The sequence below is a fragment of the Massilia sp. METH4 genome, assembly GCF_037094685.1.
Taxonomy (GTDB): Bacteria; Pseudomonadota; Gammaproteobacteria; order Burkholderiales; family Burkholderiaceae_D; genus Rugamonas.
In genome coordinates, this window is record NZ_CP146614.1 from 2922869 (window position 1) to 2946939 (window position 24071).

General features: G+C 64.1%; 21 protein-coding genes. 12 read left to right on the forward strand and 9 right to left on the reverse strand.

Translation table 11 applies throughout. The features are described 5' to 3' along the window. Positions 1 to 589 precede the first annotated feature (589 nt). A complete protein-coding gene (locus V6Z91_RS12985) occupies positions 590 to 3340 on the forward strand; it encodes a TonB-dependent receptor (RefSeq protein WP_338770890.1) in 2751 nt (916 codons plus the stop codon). Positions 3341 to 3443: 103 nt separating this feature from the next. Here the strand turns inward: V6Z91_RS12985 and V6Z91_RS12990 are convergent, their stop codons facing one another. Further along, complete coding sequence (locus V6Z91_RS12990) at positions 3444 to 3944, reverse strand: SET domain-containing protein (RefSeq protein ID WP_338770891.1); 501 nt, start codon at positions 3942 to 3944, stop codon at positions 3444 to 3446. Positions 3945 to 4079: 135 nt separating this feature from the next. Here V6Z91_RS12990 and V6Z91_RS12995 point away from each other — a divergent pair, with 135 nt between their 5' ends. Beyond that, positions 4080 to 4922: a DMT family transporter gene (locus V6Z91_RS12995; protein ID WP_338771821.1), complete on the forward strand. Its 843-nt coding sequence runs from the start codon at positions 4080 to 4082 to the stop codon at positions 4920 to 4922. Positions 4923 to 4997: 75 nt separating this feature from the next. After that, positions 4998 to 5933 (forward strand): UDP-3-O-acyl-N-acetylglucosamine deacetylase, encoded by a 936-nt coding sequence (lpxC, locus tag V6Z91_RS13000; protein WP_338770892.1) that lies wholly within the window; start codon positions 4998 to 5000, stop codon positions 5931 to 5933. A 4-nt stretch (positions 5934 to 5937) separates the two neighbouring features. On the opposite strand, the gene V6Z91_RS13005 is transcribed toward lpxC, so the two are convergent. Next, positions 5938 to 6822, reverse strand: coding sequence for a LysR substrate-binding domain-containing protein (locus V6Z91_RS13005; RefSeq protein ID WP_338770894.1), 885 nt, complete (start codon positions 6820 to 6822; stop codon positions 5938 to 5940). A 104-nt stretch (positions 6823 to 6926) separates the two neighbouring features. Here V6Z91_RS13005 and V6Z91_RS13010 point away from each other — a divergent pair, with 104 nt between their 5' ends. Together V6Z91_RS13010 and V6Z91_RS13015 are read left to right on the forward strand one after the other, a co-directional pair. Then, the gene (locus V6Z91_RS13010) at positions 6927 to 7790 is read left to right on the forward strand and encodes an NmrA/HSCARG family protein (protein ID WP_338770895.1); all 864 of its coding nucleotides are present in this window, start codon (positions 6927 to 6929) and stop codon (positions 7788 to 7790) included. Positions 7791 to 7802: 12 nt separating this feature from the next. Next, positions 7803 to 8276: an AtaL-like protein gene (locus V6Z91_RS13015; RefSeq protein WP_338770896.1), complete on the forward strand. Its 474-nt coding sequence runs from the start codon at positions 7803 to 7805 to the stop codon at positions 8274 to 8276. Between the two features lie 160 nt (positions 8277 to 8436). On the opposite strand, the gene V6Z91_RS13020 is transcribed toward V6Z91_RS13015, so the two are convergent. Next, the gene (locus V6Z91_RS13020; protein WP_338770898.1) at positions 8437 to 8913 is read right to left on the reverse strand and encodes a DciA family protein; all 477 of its coding nucleotides are present in this window, start codon (positions 8911 to 8913) and stop codon (positions 8437 to 8439) included. A gap of 217 nt (positions 8914 to 9130) precedes the next feature. Between V6Z91_RS13020 and secA the strand changes: the two genes are divergently transcribed. Next, a complete protein-coding gene (gene secA, locus V6Z91_RS13025) occupies positions 9131 to 11893 on the forward strand; it encodes a preprotein translocase subunit SecA (protein WP_338770899.1) in 2763 nt (920 codons plus the stop codon). A 48-nt stretch (positions 11894 to 11941) separates the two neighbouring features. Continuing rightward, positions 11942 to 12811 (forward strand): hypothetical protein, encoded by an 870-nt coding sequence (locus tag V6Z91_RS13030; RefSeq protein ID WP_338770901.1) that lies wholly within the window; start codon positions 11942 to 11944, stop codon positions 12809 to 12811. A 130-nt stretch (positions 12812 to 12941) separates the two neighbouring features. Here V6Z91_RS13030 and V6Z91_RS13035 read toward each other — a convergent pair whose 3' ends face one another. Both V6Z91_RS13035 and V6Z91_RS13040 read right to left on the reverse strand, forming a co-directional pair. Beyond that, entirely contained in the window at positions 12942 to 13349 is a 408-nt protein-coding gene (locus V6Z91_RS13035) for a hypothetical protein (RefSeq protein WP_338770902.1), read from the reverse strand. 9 nt (positions 13350 to 13358) lie between these two features. Continuing rightward, positions 13359 to 14576 (reverse strand): hypothetical protein, encoded by a 1218-nt coding sequence (locus tag V6Z91_RS13040; protein ID WP_338770903.1) that lies wholly within the window; start codon positions 14574 to 14576, stop codon positions 13359 to 13361. Positions 14577 to 14890: 314 nt separating this feature from the next. Between V6Z91_RS13040 and argJ the strand changes: the two genes are divergently transcribed. Genes argJ through mutT form a run of 3 tightly spaced genes read left to right on the forward strand, consistent with a single transcriptional unit; the run spans position 14891 to position 17414 of the window. Further along, positions 14891 to 16129 carry a bifunctional glutamate N-acetyltransferase/amino-acid acetyltransferase ArgJ gene (gene argJ, locus V6Z91_RS13045; RefSeq protein ID WP_338770905.1) on the forward strand — a complete coding sequence of 413 codons (1239 nt, stop codon included), beginning with the start codon at positions 14891 to 14893 and terminating at the stop codon, positions 16127 to 16129. Then, a complete protein-coding gene (locus V6Z91_RS13050) occupies positions 16129 to 17022 on the forward strand; it encodes an ATP-binding protein (protein ID WP_338770907.1) in 894 nt (297 codons plus the stop codon). The genes argJ and V6Z91_RS13050 overlap by 1 nt, the downstream gene beginning before the upstream one ends. After that, positions 17019 to 17414, forward strand: a complete 396-nt coding sequence (mutT, locus tag V6Z91_RS13055; protein WP_338770909.1) for an 8-oxo-dGTP diphosphatase MutT — start codon at positions 17019 to 17021, stop codon at positions 17412 to 17414. Before V6Z91_RS13050 ends, mutT begins: the two co-directional genes overlap by 4 nt. A gap of 298 nt (positions 17415 to 17712) precedes the next feature. Here mutT and yacG read toward each other — a convergent pair whose 3' ends face one another. From yacG to V6Z91_RS13075, 4 genes are all read right to left on the reverse strand, one after another. Next, a complete protein-coding gene (gene yacG, locus V6Z91_RS13060) occupies positions 17713 to 17892 on the reverse strand; it encodes a DNA gyrase inhibitor YacG (RefSeq protein ID WP_338770911.1) in 180 nt (59 codons plus the stop codon). Between the two features lie 2 nt (positions 17893 to 17894). Then, positions 17895 to 18650 (reverse strand): cell division protein ZapD, encoded by a 756-nt coding sequence (gene zapD, locus V6Z91_RS13065; protein ID WP_338770913.1) that lies wholly within the window; start codon positions 18648 to 18650, stop codon positions 17895 to 17897. A gap of 73 nt (positions 18651 to 18723) precedes the next feature. Next, the gene (gene coaE, locus V6Z91_RS13070; RefSeq protein ID WP_338770915.1) at positions 18724 to 19356 is read right to left on the reverse strand and encodes a dephospho-CoA kinase; all 633 of its coding nucleotides are present in this window, start codon (positions 19354 to 19356) and stop codon (positions 18724 to 18726) included. Further along, entirely contained in the window at positions 19353 to 20228 is an 876-nt protein-coding gene (locus tag V6Z91_RS13075) for an A24 family peptidase (RefSeq protein WP_338770917.1), read from the reverse strand. The genes coaE and V6Z91_RS13075 overlap by 4 nt, the downstream gene beginning before the upstream one ends. Positions 20229 to 20424: 196 nt before the next feature. Between V6Z91_RS13075 and V6Z91_RS13080 the strand changes: the two genes are divergently transcribed. Together V6Z91_RS13080 and V6Z91_RS13085 are read left to right on the forward strand one after the other, a co-directional pair. Then, positions 20425 to 21510 (forward strand): LacI family DNA-binding transcriptional regulator, encoded by a 1086-nt coding sequence (locus V6Z91_RS13080; RefSeq protein ID WP_338770919.1) that lies wholly within the window; start codon positions 20425 to 20427, stop codon positions 21508 to 21510. Positions 21511 to 21731: 221 nt separating this feature from the next. Continuing rightward, positions 21732 to 24017, forward strand: a complete 2286-nt coding sequence (locus V6Z91_RS13085; protein WP_338770920.1) for a TonB-dependent receptor — start codon at positions 21732 to 21734, stop codon at positions 24015 to 24017. Positions 24018 to 24071: the final 54 nt, after the last annotated feature.

Below are 24071 nucleotides of genomic sequence, written 5' to 3' on the forward strand. Positions count from 1 at the left end.
GACGGCGCGACTATATCGATCGCGTCCAGTTATCAATACGGCAATTGTCAAGAAGGTACTGTAGTTTGCGCAGTGCCAATTTTCCCTGCGGAGTTCTAGAGCACCTCGTCCAATCCGGGCCACCGCGCGTTGTGCACGCTCAGCCGAGATGGCCGCCGCGCCTGCTACGATCGCGCGCCCATGACAGGCGCTGCGTCTGCCGGGCGGTAAGGCCACCCTCGGCCGTTGCGCCCCCAAGATCGGATCTGGGCAGTGCGCAGTTCCGCATCCTCCAGCCCATCCGCTATTGGAGCGACAGGGCTTCTCCCGTCGACCACGGCGCGCGCCAAGCACGCCATGGTCACACTCAGCTAGGCACCGCGTATGACTACAAGACAGAATGTAGTCGGGGTACACCAGATGTTTCTTTTTTCGTAGCCAAAATACAACTACCACGACTCCAAGGGAAAAACGACGCGCTTTTTTGCGTACATGAGCTTTATTTTTGATACAGTTTCGTCAAGCAAAATCTAGTTTTGCTACAAAACGGTTAAAACGCCGACAGAGCGTGGCCACGGCGACTCTTTTCGCTCACCATTGGAGACAATCAATGCACGTCCAGGCACCACCACGCATTCCATACCCTTCCTTCCCGCTGCACCCCATTGCCACCGCCTGCGCGGTGCTCCTGTCGATACTGAGCGCTCCCGCGCTGGGCCAGGATGCGGCTGCTTCGGCCGCCGCCACGTCCACCACAACCAGCACTGCCGAGGGCACCATTGCCCAGGTGAAGGTATCGGGCATCCGCCGCGGCATCGAAGACGCCATATCCGTAAAAAAGGATTCCACGTCCATCGTGGAGTCCATTTCTGCCGAAGATATCGGCAAGCTGCCCGACACGAGCATCGCCGAATCGATCGCGCGCCTGCCGGGCCTGGCCGCCCAGCGCGTGGCCGGGCGGGCACAGGTGATCAGCGTGCGCGGCCTGTCGCCGGACTTCGCCACCACGCTGCTCAATGGCCGCGAGCAGGTGAGCACCGGTGACAACCGCAGCGTGGAATTCGACCAGTACCCGTCGGAGCTGTTGAGCGCGGTCACCGTGCACAAGACACCCGATGCGGGGCTGGTGGGCCAGGGCCTGTCCGGCACGATCGACATGCAGACCGTGCGGCCCCTGTCGTTCCCCGGCCGCACCATTTCATTCAATGTGCGGGGCGAGAAAAACTCGCTGGGCAAGATCGCCAATGCGAAAGACCATGGCCATCGCGTCAGTGCCAGCTACATCGACCAATTCGCCAACCGCACGATCGGCGTGGCGCTGGGCGTGGCGCACCTGGAATCGCCGATCCTGGACAATGAAACGGGCACCTACGAGCCGTTCGACCAGACGCGCATTTCCGGCGTGCCGGCGGGCACCTATGTCACGGCCGGGGTCAAGGCGCTGGCGAAAAGCGGCCGGCTGACCCGCACCGGCGTGATCGGCGTGCTGGAGTACCGCCCGAGCCGCATGTGGACCAGTACCCTCGATGTCTTCGCGTCGAACTTCAAGCAGGTCGACACGAACAACCAGTTCGAAGTCAATCTCGGCGGCTACAACGGCTCCAACAACCCTGCGGGCTTCAACTACACGAGCACCACGATCGTCGACAACACGCTGATCGGCGGTACCGCCACGGGCGCCTACCCGCTGGTGCGCGGCCAGAACAACCACCGCGAAGACCGCATCCGCACGGCCGGCTGGGGCAACCGGTTCAACTTCGGCGACTGGTCGCTGGTCGTGGACGCCAACTATTCGCAGGCCAGGCGCGACGAGACGTACCTGGAGAACAACCTGCAACTGCAGACCGCCGACGGTGGCGCGTTCAACGATCCGCTGATGACGGTGGGGTGGCGCACCGGGCAGTTCGCACATCTGTCCGGCCAGCTCGACTACAGCAACCCGGCCATCCTGCATACGGGCAATTCGATCTATGGCTATGGCAAGACCTATTCGCCGCACCTGAAGGACCGGCTGGCGAGCCTGAAGGTTGCCGCAACCCTGCCGGCACCGGCAGCGCTGGAGAACTACCTGGGCGGCTTCGATGTCGGCGTCAACTACAGCGACCGCACCAAGACCAAGCGCCAGCCCGAAGGCCAGCTGTTCGCCAAGGGAACGCCGACGATCTCCAGCGATCTGCTGTATGCCCCGGTCGACCTTGGGTTCGCCGGCGCGGGCATTGTGCCGTCGTGGAATGTGCCAGCCGTGATCGCCAAATACTTCGACCCGATCAACTACAGCCTGGCGAACAATGCCGGCACGATCAGCCGGGCGTGGGACGTCACCGAGAAGATCACCACGGCCTTCGCCCGCGCCAATATCGACAGCGACATCAAAGGCTATTCCGTGCGCGGCAATATCGGCGTGCAGGTCATCCGCACCGACCAGTCGTCGGAATCGCTGTATGCCGACGCGGCAGGCGTCGCCCACCCGATCGAAAGCGGCAAGAAGTACACCGACGTGCTGCCGAGCATGAACCTCGCCATTGGCCTGGACGACAGCCAGACCCTGCGCCTCTCGCTGGCGAAGCAGATCGCCCGCCCGCGCGTGGACCAGCTCAACGCGGGCTTCAACTTCAGCGTGGCCAGCGGTACCCGGCTGCCGAACGGCAGCGGCGGCAACAGCAAGCTCGATCCATGGCGCGCCAAGGCATTCGATATTTCCTATGAAAAGTACTTCGACAAGAAGGGCTATGTGGCACTGGCCGGTTTCTACAAGAAGCTGGACACGTACATCTACACCTTCTCGGAAACGCGCGACTTTTCGGAGTTCACGCCCGGCACCAACGCCATTTCCAACTTCGGGCAGTACACCACGTCGTACAACGGCGATGGCGGTATCCTGAAGGGTGTCGAGCTGACCGTGTCGGTGCCGCTGGAGCTGCTGACGCCGGCGCTGGATGGCTTCGGCGTGCTGGCCAGCTCGTCCTGGACGGAAAGCGGCATCGACATCAAGGAAGTCAATTCCGCGATCGGCAAGATCCAGCTGCCGGGCTTGTCCCGCAATGTCTCGAACGTCACGCTCTATTATGAAAAGGCGGGCTTCTCGACGCGCGTCAGCGGCCGGCGCCGCTCCGACTATGTGGGCGAGATCGGCAATTTCGCCGGCGATCGCCAGCTGCGCTTCGTGCACGATGCGCCCACGTTCGACGCGCAGGTGGGTTACACCTTCAACGAGGGCCGCTTCAAGGGTCTCGGTGTGCTGCTGCAGGTGAATAACCTGAACAATGCCGCGTATGAAACCTATGCGAACCGCAAGGATCGCCAGCTGGAATACGCGAAGTATGGCCGCACCGTACTGTTCGGCGTGAACTACAAGTTCTGACCGCAAGCCCCATCAGGCCAAGGGGACCGGCGCAACAGCGCCGGTTTTTTGGCCCTGCGGGCTATCCCCCGCCGGGCCGTTTTTGGTTGTTTCCGCAAAACGCCTACGCCGCGGATTTCTTCGCGCGGCTGCGCTTCTTGGGCGCCAGCATGATGCCCGTGCATTCAGGCGCGCCGCAGTGGCAGGCAAAGGCTTTTTTCACGGCAGGGGTATGGCGCTCGTCGTAGATGAGGCCATAGTTGTAGCGCAATTCCTCGCCTTTATCGATATCGCGCGACGCGTGGATGTACACGCGGTCGTCTTCCTCGATCGCTTCGCAGTTCGGGTCGCACGAATGGTTGATGAAGCGCGACTCGTTGCCGCCGGCACCGCCGTCGATCAGCAAGCCGTTGTTCAGCGTGAAAAAGAATGTATGGTTGATCGGCCCGCCCTTCGCGGCGGTGCGGCGGCAGGTTTCATCCCAGTCGACGATTTCGCCGGTGTACTCGATGATGCGGGTACCGGCCGCGATCTTCCGGCGGGCAAAAACGCCCTTGCCGTGGATGGGCGAATCATGCACTTCGAAGAGGGGAGGGGATTTGGATTTGGCGGCGGGCGTGGTCATTCGAATATCATACCCCGCCGTTCACGCGCACGGTTCAACGCTGGCGAGGCGGATACAATATGCGCCCGACAATACCGCAGACAAGAGCCCGCCTTGAAACAGCCAGCCAAGGAAAACCTGCACAGCATTTACGCGATGGTCATCGCCGTGGCGATGTTTTCCATCATGGATACCGCCATGAAGCTGCTCTCGGCCCATTACCCGGCCATGCAGGTGACGGTATTGCGCGCCTTTTCATCGATGCCGCTGGTCTGCGCCTACGTCGCGTACCGCGGCGCCTTTCGCGGCATCTTCAAGGTGAGCTGGCCGCTGCACCTGCTGCGCGGGGCGCTGGGCATCGGCATGCTGACCTTGTTCGCCTACGGCTTGAAGTCGCTGCCGCTGGCGGAAACCTACTCGGTGTTCTTCATCGCTCCCGCGCTGATCACGGCGCTGTCGGTATTCATCCTGAAGGAGAAGGTCGACGGCATGCAGTGGCTGGCGATCGGCGTGGGCCTCGTCGGCGTGCTGGTCGTGCTGCGGCCCGAGGGCACCAGCTTCATTTCCGTTGCAGGCCTGGCGATCCTTGGCTCGGCCGCCTGCTATGCAGTGTCCGCCATCGCGAGCCGCATCCTGTCGCGCACCGACTCGAGCGAGCAGATCATGTTCTGGATGCTCGTGATGATCGGCGGGGGCGCGCTGCCGCTGGCGTGGCCGGGGTGGGTGCCGCTGCGCTGGGACGACTGGGGCGTGATCGTCACGCTGGCCTTCTCCGGCTTCCTCGGCCAGCTGGCGATCACCAAGGCGTTCAGCATGGGCAAGGCTTCGATCGTGGCGCCGTTCGAATACACGGCGCTGGCCTGGGGCGTGGCGATCGACTGGGTGCTGTGGAATACGCTGCCCGACCAGTGGACCCTGGTAGGGGCTGCGATCATCATCGGCAGCGGCATCTACCTGGTGCGCCGCGAGGCGGTGCACAGCGAGGCGGAACACCCCTGAAACCCGCATGTTGTCTTGGTTTTATCCCTTTTTGCAGAGGGAACGCGGGCCCGGGAAAGCCGATATAATCGTGAAATGCTGAAACAACGTACCATCAAAGAACAAGTCCGCACCACGGGTGTCGGCGTGCACTCCGGCACCAAGGTCGAACTGACCCTGCGCCCGGCCCCGCCCGACACGGGCATCATTTTTTCGCGCGTCGACCTGAAGCCGCCGGTCGTCTTCCCCGTCGGCCCTCTGGAAATCGGCGATACCCGCATGGCCACCGTGATGATCCGCGACGGCGCACGCGTGTCGACGATCGAGCACCTGATGTCCGCCTGCGCTGGTTTGGGCATCGACAACCTGTATATCGACGTGACGGCCGAGGAAATCCCGATCATGGACGGTTCGGCGTCGTCGTTCGTCTTCCTGCTGCAGCAGGCCGGCCTCGAAGAGCAGAACGCGCCGAAGAAATTTATCCGCATCAAGAAGCAGATCGAGGTGCGCGAAGGGCAGGGCGCCAACGAGAAGTGGGCGCGGCTGGTACCGCACAACGGTTTCAAGCTGGACTTCTTCATCGAATTCAACCACCCCGCGGTGGACGGTACCGCGCAGCGCGCGCAGATCGATTTCGGCAGCCAGTCGTATATCCAGGCCGTGGCGCGCGCGCGCACGTTCGGCTTCATGCAGGACGTCGAGATGCTGCGCGGGATCGGCCTGGCGCGCGGCGGCTCGCTGGAAAACGCGATCGTGATGGACGAATACCGCATCCTGAATCCCGACGGCCTGCGCTACGATGACGAATTCGTGCGCCACAAGATCCTCGATGCGATCGGCGACCTGTACGTGATCGGCCACCCGCTGATCTGCGCGTACGAGGCGCACAAGTCCGGCCATGCGCTGAACAACAAGCTGCTGCGCGAATTGCAGGCCAATCCCGACGCGTACGAATACGTCACCTACGACTCCCTCGAAGAGGCGCCGCCATCCTATGCGCGCCAGCTCGAGCAGGAGTGGGCGTACAACTGACGTTTCAGGCGTTCAGGTGGGCCGCCAGTTCGTCCGGCGTCCCGTTCGGAAACGCTTCGCGAAGGTAGTCGAGGAAGGCCAACACGCGCGCGCTCAACAACCTGCGCGACGGATACAGCGCCCACAGCGCGATCTCCGGCCCCCCCACCTCGCCCCATTGCACCAGCCTGCCGGCAGCCAGGTCATGGCCGACCAGCGACACCGGCAGCCGCGCCGCGCCGGCGCCCGCCCGCACGGCGTCGCGCACCATCACCAGCGTCGATAGCGACAGCACCGGCACCGCCGTGAGCGGCGCTGCCTCCTTCATCGGCCAGGTCTCGGGCCCGCCGCCCGGTCCGCGCACCACGGCCGGCACCGGGGTACCATCCATGGGCCGCGCCTGCGCCGGGCCGGCCACGATGACCATGCGGTCGCGCAGGAAGATGCGGCCCACCAGCCCCGCGTCGGGCGCTGGATTTACCCGGATCACCAGGTCGTAGCCTTCCTCGACCATGTCCACCGGCCGGTCTTCCGTCGTCACCTCGAGCCGCACTTCCGGATGCCTCAGCGCGAAGCCTGCCGCCAGCTTGCCCATCGCCGTCTGAGAGAACAGCAGCGGGGCGCTGATGCGCAGCCGGCCGCGCGGCCGTTCGCCGCCGGAGGCGAGCGCCGCCGCCGTTTCATCGATCTCGGTCAGCAGCGCCGCCGTGCGCTCGTGCAGCGCCCGGCCTTCCTGCGTGAGCTTGGGCAGCCGCGCGCCCCGCTCGAAAAGGCGCAAGCCCAGGTTCGCTTCCAGTTCCGCCACGCGGCGCGACAGGGTTGCTTTCGGCCGGCCACTGGCCCGCGCCGCGCGGCCGAACCCGCCGTGCCGGGCCACGAGGTTGAAATCGATCAAAGCCAGGATATCCATAAGTGTTCCATTAGTGAGACGGTGAGTCTAAATATACCGTCTATCGGGTCGACGATGGGACATCTACCATGGTCCTGTCTTCCAACCACTACGGAGTATCCAACATGACCATCCTCGTTACCGGTGCCACCGGCACCATCGGCCGCCACGTCGTCAAACAACTCGTCCAGCGCCACGCCGACGTGCGCGCGCTCGTCCGCGACCCCGCCAAGGCCGCTTTCCCCGCAGGGGTGGACATCGCGCAGGGCGACCTGCTCGATGTCGACGCGCTGCGCCGCGCCTTCGACGGCGTGTCCACGCTGTTCCTGCTCAATGCCGTCGTGCCGGACGAATTCACCCAGGCGCTGGTAGCGCTGAACGTGGCGCGCGAGGCGGGCGTCGAACGCGTTGTCTACCTGTCCGTGATCCACAGCGACCTGTACGTGAACGTGCCGCACTTCGCCGGCAAGTACGGCGTGGAGCGCATGATCGAGCGAATGGGTTTTTCCGCCACGATCCTGCGGCCCGCCTATTTCATGGATAACGATGCCGCGATCAGGGCGACGATCCTCGAACACGGCGTGTACCCGATGCCGATCGGCAGCCGTGGGCTGGCGATGATCGCGGCACGCGACATCGGTGAAATCGCCGCCATCGAGCTGCTGCGCCGCGAGCTGGCCGCCGGCCCACTGCCGCTCGAGCGCATCAATCTCGTCGGCCCCGACACGCTGGCCGGCACGCAGGTGGCCGCCATCTGGTCGGAAGTGCTGGGGCGGCCGGTGGCCTACGGCGGCGATGACACCGGCCCCTTCGAACACAACCTGCGCTACGTGATGCCGGGCTGGATGGCCTACGACATGCGCCTGATGAGCGAGCGCTTCCAGGGCGACGGCATGCTTCCCGAGCCGGGCGACGTGGAGCGCCTTACCGGGCTGCTGGGCCGCGAGCTGACCACCTACCGTGAATTCGCGGCAACCGCCGCGGCCTGAAAGGAGCATGCCATGATCTATTCGACCGCAACCGTGCCGGTGAACCCGGCGGGAGAAGTTCCATTGACCCGCGCCCAGGCCTGGGCCGGCCTCGTGATGAAGGCGCGCGACGCCCGGCTGTTCCTGCCGCCGGGCCTGTGCGCGCAATGCGACGTGGTGGAGGAAAGCGCCACGCACATCGTGCGCGACGCCACCATCGCCGGCGATGCACTGCGCGAAATCATCAGCTTCGAACCGGAACGCAAGGTATCGTTCTTCCAGGTCGCCGGCCCGCGCGAAGGCGTGATCGTCAATGAATTGTTCGAGAATGAGGCGGGGGAGCTGCACCTGCGCTTCTACTGCTACCTTGGCTTGCGCGGCAAGGCGCCGGGCGGGTCCGAGGAGCAGGCCGAACAGGCCTGGATGGATAGCGACGGCGGCTACCGCACGGCGTTGCTGTCGACATTGAAGCGCACCCGTGCCTTGCTGGAGGAGGGGCGGCTCTGATCGGAACCGCGTAATGGTTCAGGAAGCGCCGATCTGTTCGCGGCGGCGATGCCTAGCCGGCGAAAACGTGCCAGCGTTTGGTGGACTACTCGCATCCACGGCAAATGAATCGGCGCTGCCTTGCATGAATCGGCGCTGCCTTGCATGAATCGGCGCTGCCCTAGCGGCGGTGCGCCACGAGGTTCTTCAGCGCCGCGATCAGCGGCGCATTCTGCTTGGTCTGTTCGAGTGTTTCGGACAGCTGGGCGAAAGATTCCACGCCCACGTCGGGAATGACCAGCTGGCGCCGCTCGACGGGCGGCGTGGACATCGCCTTCATCATCTGCACCTTCAGGCGGATGTTGTCGATCTGCCACCCTTTTTGGGCGAGTGCTTCTTGCAGTTTTGGCAATTGCTGTTTAAGCTTGGCGGCGACCGATGCGTTCGGTGTCGACAGCACGAGTTGGCCGGCCTCGAAGGAAATGATGTCGCAAAACTTGAAGGCTGTCGGTAAAACCTTGGCGCAATCCTGTTGCAGCCTCGCCATGCGTTGCACGGCCGGCAACAGCGCCGCGAGGCGGTCATGACGGCGCAGGAAGTCGGTGGCTTCGACGGCCGTCCGGCTCTGGCGAGTGTAGTCGAAGGAGTTGGATCGCATGCGCGAAACATAGCATAGCCGCGCCTTGCGCGCAGCATTGCCGGAGGTGCGGCGCGAGGCAGAATGCTGCCAAATGTTAATATTTCCCTTCCGGCTATTGTCTTACCCGCGGCCATCCCAATGTACCCCCGTGCTAAAATCATGGTCTTTTGCCATAGGCTTTGGGCGAGGTCGCGAAGCGAGCTTTTTTTAACGGCGTTTATTCAAGAATTCAAGCATGTCCTTACTGACCGCGATTTTCGGCAGCCGTAACCAACGGCTGCTCAAGCAATACCAAAAAACCGTCAAAGCGATCAACGCTCTCGAACCCGAGTACGAAAAGCTCTCGGACGCCGAATTGCAGGCGAAAACGCCCGCCTTCAAGGAACGCGTCGCGAACGGCGAGGCGTTGGACGATCTGCTGGTCGAAGCCTTCGCGGTGTGCCGCGAAGCCTCGAAGCGCGTCTTCAAGATGCGCCATTTCGACGTGCAGCTGCTTGGCGGCATGGTGCTGCATTACGGGAAAATCGCCGAGATGCGCACCGGCGAGGGCAAGACGCTGACGGCAACCTTGCCGGCCTACCTGAACGCGCTGTCCGGCAAGGGCGTGCACATCGTGACCGTCAACGATTACCTGGCCCAGCGCGACGCCGAGACGATGGGCAAGCTGTACCGCTGGCTGGGCCTGACCACGGGCGTCAACCTGGGGCAGATGGAGCATTCGATCAAGCAGCAGGCCTACGCGGCCGACATCACTTACGGCACCAACAACGAGTTCGGCTTCGACTACCTGCGCGACAACATGGTGTTCGATATCCGCGATCGCGTGCAGCGCGGCCTGAACTACGCGATCGTCGACGAAGTGGACTCGATCCTGATCGACGAAGCGCGCACCCCGCTCATCATTTCCGGCCAGGCCGAGAACCATACGGACCTGTACCACAAGATCAATGAAGTGCCCAAGCTGCTGACGCTGCAGATCGGCGAGGACAAGCCGGACGGCAAGGGCAAGGTCGAAGTGCCGGGCGACTACACGAAGGACGAGAAGTCGCACCAGGTGCTGCTGACGGAAGCCGGCCATGAAAAGGCCGAGGCCATCCTCACGAAGATGGGCCTGCTGCCGGAAGGCGCCTCGCTGTACGACTCCGCCAACATCACGCTGGTGCACCACCTGTATGCCGCGCTGCGCGCGCACGCGCTGTACCACAAGGACCAGCACTACGTGGTGCAGAACGGCGAAGTGGTGATCGTCGACGAATTCACGGGCCGCATGATGACGGGCCGCCGCTGGTCCGACGGCCTGCACCAGGCCGTGGAAGCGAAGGAAGGCGTGAAGATCCAGAACGAGAACCAGACGCTGGCCTCGATCACGTTCCAGAACTACTTCCGCATGTACGGCAAGCTGGCCGGCATGACCGGTACCGCCGATACGGAAGCATTCGAATTCCAGGAAATCTACGGCCTCGAGACCGTGGTGATCCCGCCGAACCGCCCGTCCCAGCGCAAGGACCGCCAGGACCAGGTATACAAGTCGGCGCAGGAAAAATACCAGGCGATGGTGACCGACATCCGCGACTGCTACGAGCGCGGCCAGCCGGTGCTGGTGGGTACCACGTCGATCGAGAACTCCGAGCTGCTGGCATCGATCCTCGACAAGGCCAAGCTGCCGCACAACGTGCTGAACGCGAAACAGCACGCCCGCGAAGCGGAAATCATCGCCCAGGCGGGATCGCCGAAGGCGATCACGATCGCCACCAACATGGCGGGCCGTGGTACCGATATCGTCCTGGGCGGCAATGTCGAGAAGCAGATCCAGTTCGTGGAGGCGGACCCGAACCTCTCCGACGCGGAAAAGGCGGCCCAGGCGCAGAAACTGCGCGACGGCTGGCAGGCGCTGCACGAGCAGGTGGTGGCGGCCGGCGGCCTGCACATCATCGGCACCGAGCGCCATGAATCGCGCCGGGTGGACAACCAGCTGCGTGGCCGTTCCGGCCGCCAGGGCGACCCGGGCTCCTCGCGCTTCTACCTGTCGCTGGACGATCCGCTGCTGCGCATCTTCGCCGGCGACCGCGTGCGCGCGATCATGGACCGCCTGAAGATGCCGGAAGGCGAGCCGATCGAGGCGGGCATCGTCACCCGCTCGATCGAATCGGCGCAGCGCAAGGTCGAGGCCCGCAACTTCGACATCCGCAAGCAGCTGCTCGAATACGACGACGTGGCCAACGACCAGCGCAAGGTGATCTACCAGCAGCGTAACGAGCTGCTGGAAGCGACCGAGATTTCGGAAATGATCCAGAACCTGCGCCACGGCGTGTTCACCGAGCTGGTGCGCCAGTACGTGCCGCAGGAATCCGTCGAAGAGCAGTGGGATGTGCCGGCCCTGCAGGCCACGCTGGCCGCCGAGTGGCAGATCAACCTGCCGCTGACGGAGATGCTGGAGAAGGAATCGAACCTCACCGACGAAGACCTGGTCGAGCGCGTGCTCGCCGCGGCGGACGAGCAATACAACGCCAAGATCGCCATCGTCGGCAAGGAAGCGTTCGGCGGCTTCGAGCGCAGCGTGATGCTGCAAAGCGTGGACAGCCACTGGCGCGAACACCTGGCCGCGCTGGATCACCTGCGCCAGGGCATTCACCTGCGCGGCTACGCGCAGAAGAACCCGAAGCAGGAATACAAGCGCGAGGCGTTCGAACTGTTCGCCCAGATGCTGGACCTGATCAAGAACGAGGTGGTGCGCCAGGTGATGACGGTGCGCATCCAGTCGCGCGAGGAAGTCGAAGCGGCCGAAGCCGCGCTGGCCGCCACGCACGTGGAGAACGTCCACTACCAGCACGCCGACTTCAACCCGAACGCGGCGCCGGAAGAACTGCTGGCACCGACCGCCCAGCCGGCCGGCATGCCGGAAGCGACGGTGCAGATCGGGCCGAAGGTCGGCCGCAACGATCCGTGCCCATGCGGCAGCGGCAAAAAGTACAAGGCTTGCCACGGCAAGCTGGCTTGATGAAGAACCGGGGCGCTGCCCCGGTTTTTTTTCTTACTACCGATCGTCATGTTCAATCAAATAAGCATCCTCGCGCTGCTGCTGGCTTGCAGTGCGGGCAGTACTGCTGCTGCGTCCAAGGGCTGCATAGGGCAGGTAACCGATGCGCCAACGGCGGCGCAAAAGGCAGACTGGATCATCGAGGCGGATGTGCGCGTGGTGGCACTCATGTCCGGCAACCGCGAACCCCTCTTCGTTGTCGAGAACACCGCGCTCGTGAGCGAAAAGGTTCCGGCCAAGCTTTACAGGACGGCTACGCTGCCACTGGACAGTTGCCCGCATCCCTCCGTCGTCAAGCTGGCGCAAGGCGGCAAGGTGGAAGGAAAGCGGCTGCGTTTCTATGGTTCCTGGCACGCGGTATCGCCGGCACGGCGTATTTTCTTTGTCGAACCGGTCGAATCGCCGCTGCCGCAGTTGCCACAGCCCAAGCAGTTGGAAATCACCGGATCGACCGGCGAAAAGCCGCTCGGCGACGGCTGGCATCGTGCCCATTCCATCGATGGCGGATTTTCGGTCGACATGCCAGGTCCCTACGTCAGCGCCACCGAAGGCGGTGCCGGAGCGCGAGGTGCGATGTTGCGCTCGGCCGATAGCCTGGGTTCGACATTCATGGCCGTCTTCGAGCCGTTCGGTACGAACGCATCGATGTTCGGCACCTTCGACGAAACCATCGCGAGGCCCGATTGCGAGAAACTGGATTTCAAGGGAAGGCCGGCTGTTTACACGCGAAGCGTGCAGCCGGGTGGCATGATCTTTCACTCGATGCTGGTGCGAATACCCGGCGGGACCTTCATGCTCGGCATAGTCACTTCCAGGAAGAGCGAGGCAAAATCGATGGCCCGCAAAGGCCGGTTCTTCGAGTCGCTTGCCATCGATTGACCGGCGCGGCACGTCCTGACCCAACTCTTGATACTATGAAATATTGCCTGGAAAATGGGGTACGTCCCCATTTTCCAGGCAATAAAAAGCCCGGCACCTGGCCGGGCTTCGCGTTGCCGCGTAAAGCAGCTTACTGCAGCGTCAGGATAACCTTGACGGTATCGTCCACGGCCGACTTGTCGATGTAGCTGATGGCCTTCGGATCGTCCGCAACGGCTTTCTTCACCTCGGCGCTCGTCTTGAATTCCTTCGGTGCCTGGGCCTTGCCGGTGAAGACCAGCTTCGACCAGATCGCTTTCACCTGGGCCGCGTCCTTGTCCGCCACCTTCTTGTAGAAGTCGTTGCGGATCGCCGAGCCGTCGGCCTGGTCGATCGGCGTGAACATCGTCGATTTGCCGAGGAAGAACTGGGCCGCCTGTTCGGAGAACATGCGCGTGGCCGGGTTCTTGGCGCTGACGATCACCACGATCTCGGCCGATGCCGAGGCGGTTGCCGTCGCGAAGGCGGCGAAGATCAGGGAAGACAGTACTTTTTTCATGGTCGCTCCTTAGAACACGAAGTCCACGCCTGCGGCGATGACGGTGACTTTCTTGCCGACGCCGGCCGGGGTCACGTCGGACAGGTAGCCGTTCTTGGCACCCGGCTTCACGCGGTCGACCTGCACCTTCAGCGCGGCGGACTTGGCGAAGTCCCAGCGCACGCCGATCAGGTCGGACGACTGGCTGCTCGGGGCGAGGATGTTCTTCACGGTGGCATTCAGCGTCGGGATGCGTGCCAGGGTGGCCGGCGCGGAAACGTTCGAACCCTTGCCGTCATACTTGGCGTGGGCGAAGTACGGCAGCACCTTGCCGAAGCGGTAGCCCACCATCGTGTACCAGGCATTGCCGTCAGCCAGGTAGACCGGCTCCTTGGCGCGGCGCATGCCGAATTCGGACTGCACCACGATATTGTTCCAGTCGGCCAGCAGGCCCACCGAGGTGAACGCAACGCGCTTGTAGTCGGCGATCGTGATGTCGTTGGCCAGCTGGCCGAAGCCCACCGTGGTCAGCGTCTTGGTCAGCGTGTTGATCGGCTTGACGTCGGTGGCCTTCAGCTTGCCCTGCATGTGGGCGAAGCGCACGGTGACAGGGCCATGCTCGGCAGCGATCGCGAAGCCGGCGGAGGGTGCCTGGTAGCGCGGGTCCGAACGGTCTGCCGACACGTAGGACTTGCCGCGCGAGATGCCGCCGAACGCTTGTGCCGTCACGTTGGTGTCGCCGAAGCTGTGCTGCCAGTTCACGTCCAGGCCGTCGACGTTATCGATGATCATCTGGCCGTACATTTCCACCGGCGGGCGCATCATCGTATTCGCGTAGCCGACGTTCTGGTAGTCGGAGATCAGGAAGCCGGGTACCGCCACGCGGCCGACGCGCACTGCCACTTCATCGCTGACCTTGTACTTGACGAATGCCCATGCCAGTTCGGTCGTGAAGCTGTCGCCGGTCGACTTGCGCGACAGGATCTGCGTAGTGGCGGAGAGCTTGTCCGAGAACGTATAGGTTGCCTGCAGGCCCAGGTTCGAGTCGAGGCCGATCGTGCTCGTGCCGGCCGTGCCTTCGCGCTGGTTGGCGCGGGTGAAGCGCGCGTCTTCCGTGTTGCTCTTGGCGGCGGCCAGGGTGCCGAAGCCGGTGATGTTGAGGTTGCCGTCACCGATCGTGACGGCATTGGCGGCGCTTGCCTGCATCAGGCACAGGGCGCCCAGCACGGTTGCTGCTGACAGTTTCATTTTCATGCTCGAGGAATCCAATCCGAATGTTGTGTAGGGGTGCAGGCCGCGGACCGCTGCGAAGGTGGGGGAGCGGTTGACGCACGGCATGTGCATGCGGTGTCTACCTTATGGGATATTGCCGATCAGGAACAAGTTTTATTTCCCGAAAGATACTAAACATGAAAGTTACTGTCGCTTTTTGTGAACGACCGGGACATTTTTTGTGCGAGAAAGACATGTTTGCCAGTGCGCAAAAGGTTTTCGCCCCGGGCGATGCCTTGTTGCGACAGGGATTACAATAGTGATTTCATCAACCCGCACGAGAACAACACATGGCCGTCAATTCCCCCATTCCTGTCGCCGCTGACCTGAAACCCGTCGCCGGTATCGAAATCGGCTACGCCCAAGCCGGGATCAAGAAACCGAACCGCAAGGATGTGCTGGTGATGAAGCTGGCCGAGGGGGCCACGGTGTCCGGCGTGTTCACGCTGAACCGTTTCTGCGCGGCACCCGTGCAAATCTCCAAGGAAAACCTCACCGCCGTGAAGGCCGGCGGCAAGCCGATTCGCGCGCTGCTCGTCAACACGGGCAATGCCAATGCCGGTACCGGCGAGGCCGGCATGGCCAACGCCCGCGCCACTTGCGAGGCGCTGGCGGCCGAACTCGGCATCGACGCCCAGCAGGTGCTGCCGTTCTCCACCGGCGTGATCCTTGAACCGCTGCCGGTCGCGAAGATCAAGGCCGGCCTGCCCGCCGCCGTACAGAACCTGAAGGCCGACAACTGGTTCAACGCGGCCGAAGCGATCATGACGACCGATACGCAGCCGAAGGCAGGCTCGCGCACCGTCACCATTGCCGGCCACACGGTCACGCTGACCGGCATCAGCAAGGGCGCCGGCATGATCAAGCCGAACATGGCCACGATGCTGGGCTACCTGGCATTCGATGCCAAGGTGGCCCAGCCGGTGCTGGACGTGCTGGTGAAGGAAGCGGCCGACAAGTCGTTCAACTGCATCACGATCGATGGCGACACCTCGACCAACGACTCGTTCATGCTGGTCGCCACCGGCGCGGGCACGCTGGAAGTGAACTCGGTGGACTCGCCGGAATACCGCGAGCTGGCGGCTGCCGTTACGGAACTGTCCGTGTTCCTGGCCCAGGCCATCATCCGTGACGGCGAGGGCGCCACGAAGTTCATCACCATCACGGTGGAAGAGGGCAATTCCACGGAGGAGTGCCGCAAGATCGCCTACTCGATCGGCCACTCGCCGCTGGTGAAGACGGCGTTCTTCGCCTCCGACCCGAACCTGGGCCGCATCCTGGCCGCCATCGGCTACGCCGGCGTGGACGACCTGGACGTATCGAAGATCAACCTGTGGCTGGACGACGTGTGGGTGGCCAAGGACGGCGGGCGCAACCCGGACTACAAGGAAGAAGACGGCCAGCGCGTGATGAAGCAGAGCGAGATCACGGTGCGCGTAAAGCTGGCGCGCGGCGATGCTGCCGCCACCGTGTATACCTGCGACCTGTCGCACGACTACGTGTCGATCAACGCGGATTATCGTTCCTGATGGCGGGCCTGGAAGAATTCCTGCAGCGGGCCGAAAGCGTGCTGGCCCGCGTGGAAGCATTGCTGCCGCCGGCCGTGCCGGCGCCGGACTGGAACGCGGCATTCGCTTTCCGCTGGCGCAAGCGCGGCGGCGGCTTCGGTGGCTACAGCGCCGGTTGGCTGCAACCGGTCGCTCACGCATCGAAGATCACGCTGGACGATTTGCATAACGTGGCGAACCAGAAGGCCGCGATCGAGCAGAACACGCGGCAGTTCGTGGAAGGCCGCCCGGCCAACAACGTGCTGCTGACGGGCGCGCGCGGCACGGGAAAATCGTCGCTGATCAAGGCTTGCCTGAACGGCTTCGCCGACCGTGGGCTGCGGCTGATCGAGGTGGACAAGGCCGATCTCGCCGACCTGCCCGACATCATCGACCTGGTGGCGGGCCGCCCCGAGCGCTTCGTGGTGTTCTGCGACGACCTGTCGTTCGAGGAGGGCGAGAGCGGCTACAAGGCACTGAAAGTGGCGCTGGACGGTTCCGTCACCGCGCAGTCGGACAATGTGCTCATCTACGCCACGTCGAACCGCCGGCACCTGCTGCCCGAGCGCATGTCCGACAACACCAGCTATCGCCACGACGAGGATGGCGACCTGCATCCGGGCGAAACGGTCGAGGAAAAGATTTCGCTGTCCGAGCGCTTCGGGCTGTGGCTGTCGTTCTACCCGTTCAAGCAGGACGATTACCTGGCCATCGTGGCGCACTGGCTGTCCACCTTCGGCTGCACGCCGGCGCAGATCGAGGAAGCGCGCGGCGACGCGCTGCGCTGGGCGCTGCAACGCGGGTCCCGCTCGGGCCGCGTGGCATGGCAGTTCGCCCGCGACCACGCCGGCAAGATGAGCGGAACTCCGGCATGACGGAAGTAAAGAAGCCGATCGACGTGGCGGTCGGCATCCTGATGAAACCGAACGGCGACGTGCTGCTGGGCCAGCGCCCGGCGGGCAAGCCGTACGCGGGCTACTGGGAATTCCCCGGCGGGAAAGTGGACCCGGGCGAGACCATTTTCCAGGCGCTGCAACGCGAGTTCATGGAAGAGCTGGGCATCGAGGTGATCAGCGCCGAAGAGTGGTGCGGCGTGGAGCACGTGTACGAACACGCGCACGTGCGGCTGCACTTCTTCATCAGCCGCGAATGGCGCGGCGAACCGCAAAGCCTCGAGGGCCAGGCCTTCGCATGGCAGGGAGAAGTCGGTGTGGAACCTTTACTGCCTGCCACGATCCCTTTGCTCCAGTGGATCGACCGTTGCTGAAAAACCGGTGACACGCTCCGATTTGCTGGAAATGTTTCCTGGAAAATGGGGACGTACCCCATTTTCCAGGAAACGTTTCTCAGAAAATGGGGTCTGTCCCCATTTTTGAGGCAACTTTGCTGGCCGGCTGAGAGGGGCTATCGGGGCATGGTGTCGAACATGTTTTTCCGCGGCCTCACCGCGGAAAAACGTGTGCGACACCGGTTTTCTCCCGAGGTGCCTCATTGGAAAACCGGTGTCAGACACTTTTTCGCAGGCGAAAAAGTGTCTGACACCAGGCATCTGGCACCAGGCATCTCTACTGCTTGTCTTCTTCGAGCGGGTCGGTAGGAACGTTGCCGGGGATCGTATATTTTTCCTCGGCCCAGGCGCCCAGGTCGATTTGCTTGCAGCGTTCGGAACAGAAGGGGCGGTACTTGTTTTTCTCGCTCCACTCCACTTTCTTGCCGCAGGTGGGGCAGTCGACAACGGTTGGCATGTTCAGAAATTACAGAGGGTCAGTTCGAAGGGCACGTCGTCTTCCAGCGGCTTGGGCTTGCAGTCGCCGCCTTGCGTGGTGAAGCGTACCCACAGCATGTATTTGTTGGCCGAGATTTCCGGGATTGCACCCAGCGATTCGTCGACGGTCAGCCGCAGCATCTGGTACACCTTACCCTGCAGCATCTGCTGGTAGCTGCCGGCATTGGCGATCATCTTCTTCGGCGCGCCGGAATTGCGCAGCAGGCGCAGCACGAGGCCCAGCGCGTCGAACAGGGGCACGAGCGGGCCGAACCAGTTGGCGATGTCGGCATAGCGCTGCTCGAACGGGCGCTGCTGCCAGGCGTAATACGAGGGCAGGTCGAATTCGCAGGCGCCGCCGGGAATGATCGTGCGGCCGCGAATGCTCATCAGCCATTCATTCTCGCGCACGTTCTGGCCCGTCTTGCCCTGCGACGCGACCAGCGCGGCCGACACGCTGTCGAGCTCCTCGAGGATCGCGTCGAGCATCTCGGTTTGCACGGCGGGGTTGGATCGGTAGCCCAGCAAGGTCTGCTTCTGGCGCTCGATTTCCTGCAGCAGGTCCGATTTCAAGTCGGCGCGGCCAGCCACTTCGAGCATGTCGAAGATCGTGGCGAGCGCCACATGGTGCTGCAGCGGGTGTTCCTGGTTCAGGAAAAACTTGAACTTCTCGTACAGGTCCTCCAGGCGCAACAGCGTGCGAATGCGCTCGGTGAAAGGATATTCATAAACGATCAAAGTGAATCCCTCGTGGGTGGACCTGAAATATGCCCGTGATTCTGAACCATGCGAGGCAAAAATACAAACGTTGTTAATTGTTTCTGACTTCTTCTTCAGCCATCGTTAAGTAAATTGCATGCAAGCGGTCCACCTGAGGAGCCAGCGCGTCGAGCGCGCCGCCGTTGTCGATGACATCGTCGGCGGCCGCGAGCCGCACCTGCCGCGGTACCTGCGCGGCCATGATCGCGCGCACCTGGGCTTGCGGCAGGCCGTTGCGCGCCACCACCCGCGCGAGCTGCACCTCTTCCGGGCAATCCACGACGAGCACACGCCCCACGCGCTCCTTCCACGTGCCCGACTCGACGAGCAGCGGAATGTCGAAGATCACGTAGGGCCCCGTGCCCAGCAGGCTTTCGGCGAACACGGCATCGCGGATCATGGGGTGCAGGATGCCTTCCAGGCGGCGCTTCGCATCCGGCACCGTGAACACGAGCGCGCGCATCCTGGCGCGGTCGAGGGCGCCCTGCGCGTCGGCAAAGTCGGCGCCGAACTCGGCCAGCAGCGCCGGCATCGCGGCGCCGTGCGGGCCCGTGAGGTTGCGGGCGATCTGGTCGGTGTCCACGATGTCTACGCCCCGCTGGGCGAACAGCCGGGCGACCGCGCTCTTGCCGCTGCCGATGCCGCCCGTCAGCCCGACAGTAAAACGCCGCTTCACATCGCTCATGCGCCGCCCAGGAAGCCGCTCGTGAAGGCGGAGATCTCCGGCCCGAACAGCAGCGCGATCAGGCCAGCCGTGGCCAGGTAGGGCCCGAACGGGATCGGATTGTCGCGGCCCCGTTTCGCGAACACGATCAGGCAGATGCCGACCACGGCGCCCACCAGGGAGGACAGCAGGATAATCGTCGGCAGCATCATCCAGCCCAGCCACGCGCCCAGCGCGGCCAGCAGCTTGAAGTCGCCGTAGCCCATGCCTTCCTTCCCGGTCAACAGCTTGAACAGCCAGTAGACGGCCCACAGCACCAGGTAGCCGGCCGCCGCGCCGATCACCGCGTCCGCCAACGGCACGAAGGTGCCGTTCAGGTTCACGAGCAGGCCGGCCCACAGCAGCGGGTAGGTGAGATCGTCCGGCAACAGCTTGGTGTCGTAGTCGATGAAGGTCATCGCGATGAGCAGGTAGGCGAACAGCAGGGTGGCCAGGCCCGTCCAGCCGCTGCCGAACTGCCACACCAGCGCGGCGGAGAGCGCCGCCGTCAGTGCCTCGATGATGGGGTAGCGCGCCGAGATCGGCGTGCCGCAGCTGCTGCATTTGCCGCGTAGTACGAGCCAGCTGAACACCGGGATGTTCTCGATCGCGCGGATCTGGTGCCCGCAATGCGTGCAGTTTGACCGCGGCACCATCAGGTTGAACCGGTCCGTGTGCGGCAGCGGCAAGCCCGATTCGCTGGCAACGTAATTGTCGGACTCGCGCTGCATCATCTTCGGCATGCGGTAGATGACGACATTCAGGAAGCTGCCGACCAGCAGGCCGAAGATGGCGGCGATGACGGCGGCGGGAACGGTGGCGGGAGGCGAGAAAAGAAAGAGATCCTGGAGCATGGCGCGAATTCCGTGGGCCGGGGCGTGGCCCGGGCAATAGCGGTTGCCGGCGGGGCGCACGCCCCAACCGTTTGAAACGAGAGCTTACACCACCGTGGCGCGATTGCTGGGCGCGCTGCCGGCAGTGTTGCTTTCCACCTCCGCCCCCGTGTCATACAATCGCCGCTCCTGCCCCGGGGCACTGCGGAAGACACAGATGGCGAAAGCACGGCAAGACGACTCCACCAGCGATTCCACGAGCGACAGCGCGCAGCGGCGCCTGCAGATGGCCGATATCGCGCGGCTGGCGGGCGTCTCCACGGCCACCGTGTCGCGGGCGCTGAACAACAGCCCGCTCGTCAATGCCGAGACGCGCGGCCGTATCCTCGAACTGGCCGCTTCGCTGAAGTACTCGATCAATATCGGCGCGCAAAACCTGCGCCTGAAGCAGAACCGCACGGTCAGCGTGCTGATTCCTTTCGACCGCAAGAGCCACCAGAACCTGACCGATCCCTTCCTGCTGACGATGCTGGGCAGCCTGGCCGATGCGCTCACCGAGCAGGGCTTCGACATGCTGTTCTCGCGCATTCCCATCGAGGAGCTGGGCGCGGCTGCTTCCGCTCCTTACGATTCGGGGCGCGTGGTCGGCATCATCCTCGTGGGGCAGTGGGGCCGGCACGAGGAACTCAACGAGCTGGCCGCCCGCAAGGTACCGGTCGTCGTGTGGGGTGCCCAGCTGCCGCGGCAGCTGTATTGCTGCGTGGGCAGCGACAATGTCAGCGGCGGAATGCTCGCCACCGAACACCTCATTGCCCACGGGCGCAGGCGCATCGCCTTCCTCGGCGACGTCGAACTGCCGGAGCCGGCGCAACGCTACCGCGGCCTCTGCGAGGCCCTGGCAAGGCACGGCATTGCGGCCGACCCGCAACTGCAGGTGTCGTGCCCGTTCCTGCCGCGCGGCGGCAAGGATGCCGTCGACACCTTGCAGGCGCGCGGCGTCGCCTATGACGCCGTGTTTGCCGCCAGCGACCTGCTGGCGATGACGGCCATCGACAGCCTGCGCGCCCACGGCCGGCGCGTGCCGGAAGACGTGGCCGTCGTCGGCTATGACGATATCGGCCAGTCCGCATATTTCCACCCACGGTTGACGACCGTGCGCCAGCCGGTCGACGCCGCCGGCCGCGCCCTCGTGGCCTCGCTGCTGGCGCTCATCGACGGCAAACCCGCGCCATCGATCCAGCTGCCCACCGAACTCGTCGTGCGTGCCAGCGCCGGCGAAGAACCGGGCCGGTCGCCCCGCTGAAATTGCTCACTGCTCCATGACTGATACCTGCGAAACATCTTGTAATCGATTGCAGTAATCCGGTCGTAGGTGTCTGAATGTCGTTGTTTTAACCACACGAACACGCAAAAATTCATATTGCAATCGATTGCAATGCAAGCGAAAAGTGCTGATAATCTGATCACCAAACAGCGCTGGCGCGGCAGTGCGCCGGCGCGATCGATAAAACATTGGAGGAGACTATGACTTTCCCTTGCACCCGCATGGGGGCGGCGGTATCGCTCGCCCTGTTGCAGATGAGCGGCGCCCTGGCCCAGGAAGCGCCCGCCGCGGCGGCGCCGGCCGACGACGCCCTGCAGATGAACCGCGTGGTCGTGACCGGCACGGCCGCCGGCACGTCGAAAATGAAATCGAGCGTCTCGGTCAGCACGCTGGAGGCGGATACGATCGCGCAGGCCGTGCCCACCAGCGCCGCAGACGTGCTGCGCTCCGTGCCCGGCGTGCGTTCAGAATCCTCCGGCGGCGAAGGCAACGCCAACATGACCGTGCGCGGCGTGCCCATCTCCGCGGGCGGTTCGCGCTATGTGCAGATGCAGGAGGACGGCCTGCCAGTATTGCAGTCGGGCGACTTCAACTTCGCCACGCCGGACGCTTTCGTGCGCATCGACGGGAGCCTGTCCCACCTCGAGGTGGTGCGCGGTGGTTCCGCCTCCACGCTCGCGACCAACGCGCCGGGCGGCATCATCAACTTCATCGGCAAGACGGGCGAGCAGGAGGGCGGCAGCATCGGCCTCACGCAGGGCGTGGACCACCGTTCCTCCCGCATCGATGCCGACTACGGCGGCGCGCTCGGCAAGCGCACCCGCTTCTTCGTCGGCGGATTCTACCGCATCGGTGAAGGTGTGCGCGAAACGGCGCTCACCAGCGAGCAGGGCGGCCAGCTGCGCGCCAACATCACGCACGAATTCGATCGCGGCTACCTGCGCCTGTCCGTCAAGCACCTGGACGACCGCACGCCCACGGCGCTGCCGGTACCGACGCGCGTCGTCAACGGCAAGGTCGAAGCCATCGACGGCATCGACCCGCGCACGGCCAGCTTCTACTCGCCTTACTGGGTGCCGGATGTCACGCTCGACAAGGCCAACCGCCGCGTGGCGCACGACGTCAACGACGGCATGCGCGTGCGCAGCGATACCGTCGGCCTGGAAGGCCAGTTCGACCTCGGCAACGGCTGGACGCTGACCGAGCGCCTGCGCAAGTCGAACAACAGCGGCCGCTTCATCGGTGTCTTCGCGGGCAACAGCGGCACGGAAGGCGAGTACGTGTTCGCCACCGGACCGCAGGCCGGCCAGGCCTACCGCGGCCGGGCCTTCGCCGCCGTGGTATTCAATACCTCGATCGACGATGCCGATTCGGTGATGAGCGACACCAAGCTGGCGCGCACCTTCCAGCTGGCCGACGGCCGCCGCCTGACGGCCACCGGCGGCGTCTACGTCGCCAACCAGGACCTGGGCCTGACGTGGAACTTCAACGAGTACCTGATGCAGGCGACCGGTGACAGGCCGGCCTTGCTGCAAACTGCCAGCGCCACCCCGGGCCTGGTAGGCCCGGCCTTCGGTGCCTGCTGCTCGCGCGCCGTGGACGTGCAGTACCGCTACCGCTCGCCGTACGTCAACCTGGGCTACGAGGCGGGGCCGCTGAACGTGGATGCCAGCGTGCGCCACGACCGGCAAAGCGCCGGCGGCTCGGCCAACATCGCCACCGGCGCGCTGCGCTACGATCCGGCCACCGCGCAGCGGGTCGACTATGACCTCAGCCGAAACTCGTATTCGGTGGGGGCGAACTACCGGCTCTCCAGCGGCCTGGCCGTGTTTGCGCGCAGCAGCGAAGGCGTGGCCTTCAATGCCGACCGCATCCTGTTCGGCGCCCCGCTCGACGGCAGCGCGCCCATCAGCATCAACACGGTGCGCCAGCTCGAGGGCGGCGTGAAGTGGCGCAGCGGGCCGCTGAGCGCCTTCGTCACGGCCTTCCATGCGAAAACGCGCGAGACCAACTACGAAGTCACCACGCAGACTAGCACGGCCAACAGCTATGACGCCAAGGGCGTGGAGATCGAGGCGGCCTGGCGCAACGGCGGCTTCCAGGTCAACGGCGGCCTCACCTTGACTGATGCCGAGATCAGCGCCGCCGCGCCGGGTTCCGAAGCGCTGGTGGGCAATACGCCGCGGCGCCAGGCGCGCGCCGTGTACCAGCTGGCCGCCAGCTACGACTTCGGCCCCGCCAAGGTGGGCGCCAGCATGGTGGGCACCGGCCGCTCGTGGGCGGACGACGCGAACACCATCGAGCTGCCGGCCTACCGCACCGTCAGCGCCTTCGTGAACTACCGCATCAACGAACGCATCATGCTGGCGCTGTCGGCCAACAACCTGTTCAACGAGACCGGTTTCACCGAAGCCGAAAGCGACGGCCACGCCGCGCGGTCGGTCAGCGGCCGCTCCATCAAGGCCAGCGTGCGCTACTCGTTCTGAGCGTCACCGACCCAGCCGGCGCCCGCCACGGCGCCGGCATTTTACTTGGCATTC